The sequence below is a fragment of the Nocardia farcinica genome (assembly GCF_029867845.1).
Lineage (GTDB): Bacteria > Actinomycetota > Actinomycetes > Mycobacteriales > Mycobacteriaceae > Nocardia > Nocardia farcinica_A.
This window is the reverse complement of record NZ_JARWRU010001336.1, coordinates 1-4,211: the sequence shown is the minus strand read 5'-3', so window position 1 is coordinate 4,211 and position 4,211 is coordinate 1. Positions and strand designations below refer to the sequence as shown.

The window sequence follows — 4,211 nt, the reverse complement described above, 5'->3', positions numbered from 1 at the left end:
CCCCCCCCGGCACCCCCGGGGCGCCGCCCGGGCTACGCGGGCCCCCCCCCCCCCCCCTCTTCCGGTCGACGGAATTTGCCCTCGTGCCGAACTAGACCTTGTGCGGCTCGCTCGCGCGCAGCATGTCCTCGCGCTCGACGACCTTGACCCGCTCACGGCCCTCCGGCTCGCCCAGCGCCCGCTCGTGGGCGTCCAGGCGGTACCAGCCCGCCCAGGTGGTGTAGGGCAGGCCCTTGGCCTCGAGGAAGTCGATCACCGCCTGCGGATCGGGCTCCCGCGCCGGGGTGAACGACGGCGCGTCGTCCAGCAGGCAGGCGATGGTCTCGTTGGCGTCGCCCTTGGTGTGGCCGATCAGGCCGACCGGGCCGCGCTTGATCCAGCCGGTCACGTAGGTGGCGGGCAGGTAGCGGGCGGCGCCGTCGGCGTTCTCGTCGGCCAGCACACGACCGGCCTCGTTCGGCACGGTGCCCGCCTGGTCGTCGAAGGGCAGCTCGCTGATGTTCTGCGACAGGTAGCCGACGGCCCGGTAGACCGCCTGCACGTCCCAGTCCTTGAACACGCCGGTGCCCTTGACATTGCCGGTGCCGTCGAGCTGGGTCCGCTCGGTGCGCAGGCCGACAACCTTGCCGTTCTCGTCGCCGAGCACCTCGGCCGGGGACTCGAAGAAGTGCAGGAACAGCTTGTGCGGGCGGTCGCCCTGGTCGCGGATGGCCCACTGCTCGAGGGTGTTGGCGACCATGTCGACCTGCTTGGAGTGGCGGCGCGCGGCCTCCGAGCCCTCGTCGTAGTCGATGTCCTCGGGGTCGACGATGACCTCGATGTTCGGCGAGTGGTCGAGCTCGCGCAGCTCCAGCGGGGTGAACTTGGCCTGGGCGGGGCCGCGGCGGCCGAAGACGTGCACCTCGACGGCCTTGTTGGCCTTCAGGCCCGCGTAGACGTTCGGCGGGATCTCGGTGGGCAGCAGCTCGTCACCGGTCTTGGCCAGCACCCGCGCCACGTCGAGCGCCACGTTGCCGACGCCGAGGACCGCGACCTTCTCCGCGTCCAGCGGCCAGGTGCGCGGCACGTCCGGGTGCCCGTCGTACCAGGAGACGAAGTCGGCCGCGCCGAACGAACCGTCCAGGTCGATGCCGGGGATGTTCAGCGCCCGGTCGGCGTTCGCGCCGGTGGAGAAGATCACCGCGTCGTAGAAGCGACGCAGGTCGTCGAGGGTGATGTCGGTGCCGTAGTCGATGTTGCCGAGCAGGCGCACCTGTTCCTTGTCGAGCACCTTGTGCAGGGCGGTGATGATGCCCTTGATGCGCGGATGGTCGGGGGCCACGCCGTAGCGGATCAGCCCGAACGGCGCCGGCATGCGCTCGTAGAGGTCGATGCTGACGTCCGCATCGGACTTCATCAGCGCGTCGGCGGCGTAGATTCCGGCCGGCCCGGCGCCCACGATCGCGATGCGGAGCGGGCGGGCGCCGTCGGTCGGCGCTGCACTCTGTTCGGTCATCTCTTACGCGCACCCTTATCGGTCGAAAACTGAAACTGGAGTTTGTTCTCAGCTTAGGCCCATGTACCCCATGTACTTAGCCCAGGCTAAGTCGACGCTTCGATCCGGTCACCACGCCGGTGTGAACGTCGGCCGCTCGCCTCGGAGAATCCAGGTCACGGCGGCTCCTCGCGGGGCCGTGATCGGCCATTCTATCGGGGTGGTCGCCACGCGCCCCGCGCGTGGGTCCCCGCGACCTCCACGCTACCCGTCCGCGCCCGCCCGGCAAACCGCCCGCTCGGGGGCCGCTGCCGGTGCGACCCCGCTCACCGGGGATCATCGATCGCATGACCGACAGCGAACCGTCAGCATCGGACGAGCCCGTCATCCCGATCGACCAGACCGACGAGCGGTCGATGACGCCGTTCATCGCCGCCGCCGTGGTCGCGGCACTGGTGCTGGCCGGGATCGTGCTCGGCGTGATCTTCGCGCCCGCTGAGAAAAATGTCACAGAGGCCGACCGGATCAGCGCGGCCGTGCAGAACTTCGTCGCGGGCGTCGACGAAACCGGCGAGATCCCGCCGCCCGGCACCGCCTGCGCGGACTTCGACGCCGCACGCTTCCCGCTGCCCGCGCCGCAAGATTCCGGCAAGACAATCGAACTGAAGTCGGTCACCGATCACACCGTCAACGGCGACCGCGCCAAGGCCACCGTCACCACCTCGGTCGACGGGGTCGACCGGACCGGCACCTGGCTGCTGGTCCGCGGTGAGCGCGGCTGGCTGATCTGCAGTGCGTGAATCGGTTGACAGCGTTACTTCGGGGCGTGCAATCTCAGAACCGAGGTCATGAGTGCCAGCGCGAAGCCCCGGCTCGCTGGTCGGCAACCCTCCTCCGCGGCGGGGTGCTCCGGGTGACGACCCGGCCGTGCCGACGACGGTGCGGCAAGTGCGGATTCACAGGAGGTTGGAATGAGTTATGCCGGGGACATCACCCCGTCACAGGCCTGGGAACTGTTGCGTGACAATCCCGGGGCTGTCCTGATCGACGTGCGCACCGAAGCCGAGTGGCGCTTCGTCGGTGTGCCCGACACCGGCTCCATCGACCGGCCGACCGTGCTGATCGAGTGGGTCGACGGCACGGGCTCGCCCAACCCGCGCTTCGCCGAGCAGTTGAGCAAGGCGCTGGCCGGGCGCGACCCGGAAGCCCCCGCCATCTTCCTGTGTCGCTCCGGGCAGCGCTCTGCCCACGCCGCGGGCGTGGCCACCGATCTGGGAATCACCCCCGCCTACAACGTCATCGACGGCTTCGAGGGCCCCCTCGACGCCGACGGCCACCGCGGCGGCGCGGGCTGGCGGGCCGAGGGCCTGCCCTGGAGGCAGTCGTGATCACCGGAGGCGCGTTCGACAAGCCGCTGCCCGACGGCGTCGGCCCCGCCACCCTCGGGGTGCGCGGCGGGCTGCGCCGCTCCGGCTTCGAGGAGACCGCCGAGGCGCTGTATCTGACCTCCGGTTTCGTCTACGAGAGCGCCGAGGCCGCCGAGGCCGCGTTCACCGGCGAGGTCGAGCACTTCGTCTACTCCCGCTACGGCAACCCCACCGTGGCCATGTTCGAGGAACGCATCCGCCTGATGGACGGCGCCGAGGCCGCCTTCGCCACCGCCAGCGGCATGTCCGCGGTGTTCACCGCCCTCGGCGCGCTGTTGAAGGCAGGCGACCGGCTGGTGGCCGCGCGCAGCCTGTTCGGCTCCTGCTTCGTGGTGTGCAACGAGATCCTGCCGCGCTGGGGCGTGGAGACCGTCTTCGTCGACGGCGAGGACCTCGACCAGTGGGAGCGGGCGCTGTCGGTGCCGACCACGGCCGTGTTCTTCGAGACCCCGGCCAACCCCATGCAGACCCTCGTCGATGTGCGCAAGGTCACCGAGCTCGCCCACGCCGCGGGCGCGAAGGTGGTGCTGGACAACGTCTTCGCCACCCCGCTGCTGCAGAAGGGCTTCGAGCTCGGCGCCGATGTCATCGTCTACTCCGGCACCAAGCACATCGACGGCCAGGGCCGGGTGCTCGGCGGCGCCATCCTGGGCAGCGAGGAATACATCGACGGCCCGGTCAAGAACCTCATGCGCCACACCGGTCCGGCGCTGAGCCCGTTCAACGCCTGGACCCTGCTCAAGGGCCTGGAGACCATGCCGCTGCGCGTGCGGCACTCCACCGAGTCGGCATTGCGGATCGCCCGCTTCCTGGAAGACAACGACGCGGTGTCCTGGGTGAAATACCCGTTCCTGGAATCGCATCCGCAGTACGAGCTGGCCCGCGCGCAGATGGCGGGCGGCGGCACCGTGGTCACCTTCGAGCTGGCCGCCGCCGAGGGCGAGGGCAAGAAGCGCGCCTTCGAGGTGCTCAACCGGCTGCGCGTCGTCGACATCTCCAACAACCTGGGCGATGCCAAGACGCTGATCACCCACCCGGCCACCACAACCCACCGCGCCATGGGGCCGGAGGGGCGCGCGGGCATCGGCCTGAGCGATGGCGTGGTGCGCATCTCCGTCGGCCTCGAGGACGTCGAAGACCTGCTCGGGGACCTGGAGCAGGCCCTGAGCTGAGATCGGTTCGCCCGCGGGCGGATTCGGGCCCCCCCCCCCCCCGGCGGGGGGGGCGGCCGGGTGTAAAAAAGAACAGGGGGGGGGGGCCCCGGCGGGGGGAGGGGCCCCGCGCCCCGCGGCGTGAACACGGCCCCGCCA

The 4,211-nt window shown here is 70.5% G+C and carries 4 protein-coding genes and 1 riboswitch; of the genes, 3 read left to right on the top strand and 1 reads right to left on the bottom strand.

The features are described 5' to 3' along the window. Positions 1 to 91 precede the first annotated feature (91 nt). Positions 92 to 1,495 (bottom strand): FAD-dependent oxidoreductase, encoded by a 1,404-nt coding sequence (locus tag QH283_RS29970; protein ID WP_280506271.1) that lies wholly within the window; start codon positions 1,493 to 1,495, stop codon positions 92 to 94. A gap of 326 nt (positions 1,496 to 1,821) precedes the next feature. Between QH283_RS29970 and QH283_RS29965 the strand changes: the two genes are divergently transcribed. The 3 genes from QH283_RS29965 (at position 1,822) to QH283_RS29955 (ending at position 4,073) form a co-directional block, all read left to right on the top strand. Then, the gene (locus tag QH283_RS29965) at positions 1,822 to 2,274 is read left to right on the top strand and encodes an Rv0361 family membrane protein (RefSeq protein ID WP_280506270.1); all 453 of its coding nucleotides are present in this window, start codon (positions 1,822 to 1,824) and stop codon (positions 2,272 to 2,274) included. A 44-nt stretch (positions 2,275 to 2,318) separates the two neighbouring features. Continuing rightward, a riboswitch (SAM riboswitch) is annotated at positions 2,319 to 2,431 on the top strand. Positions 2,432 to 2,445: 14 nt separating this feature from the next. After that, positions 2,446 to 2,862 (top strand): rhodanese-like domain-containing protein, encoded by a 417-nt coding sequence (locus tag QH283_RS29960; protein WP_280506269.1) that lies wholly within the window; start codon positions 2,446 to 2,448, stop codon positions 2,860 to 2,862. Further along, positions 2,859 to 4,073 carry an O-succinylhomoserine sulfhydrylase gene (locus QH283_RS29955; RefSeq protein WP_280506268.1) on the top strand — a complete coding sequence of 405 codons (1,215 nt, stop codon included), beginning with the start codon at positions 2,859 to 2,861 and terminating at the stop codon, positions 4,071 to 4,073. Before QH283_RS29960 ends, QH283_RS29955 begins: the two co-directional genes overlap by 4 nt. The last annotated feature ends 138 nt before the right edge of the window (positions 4,074 to 4,211 follow it).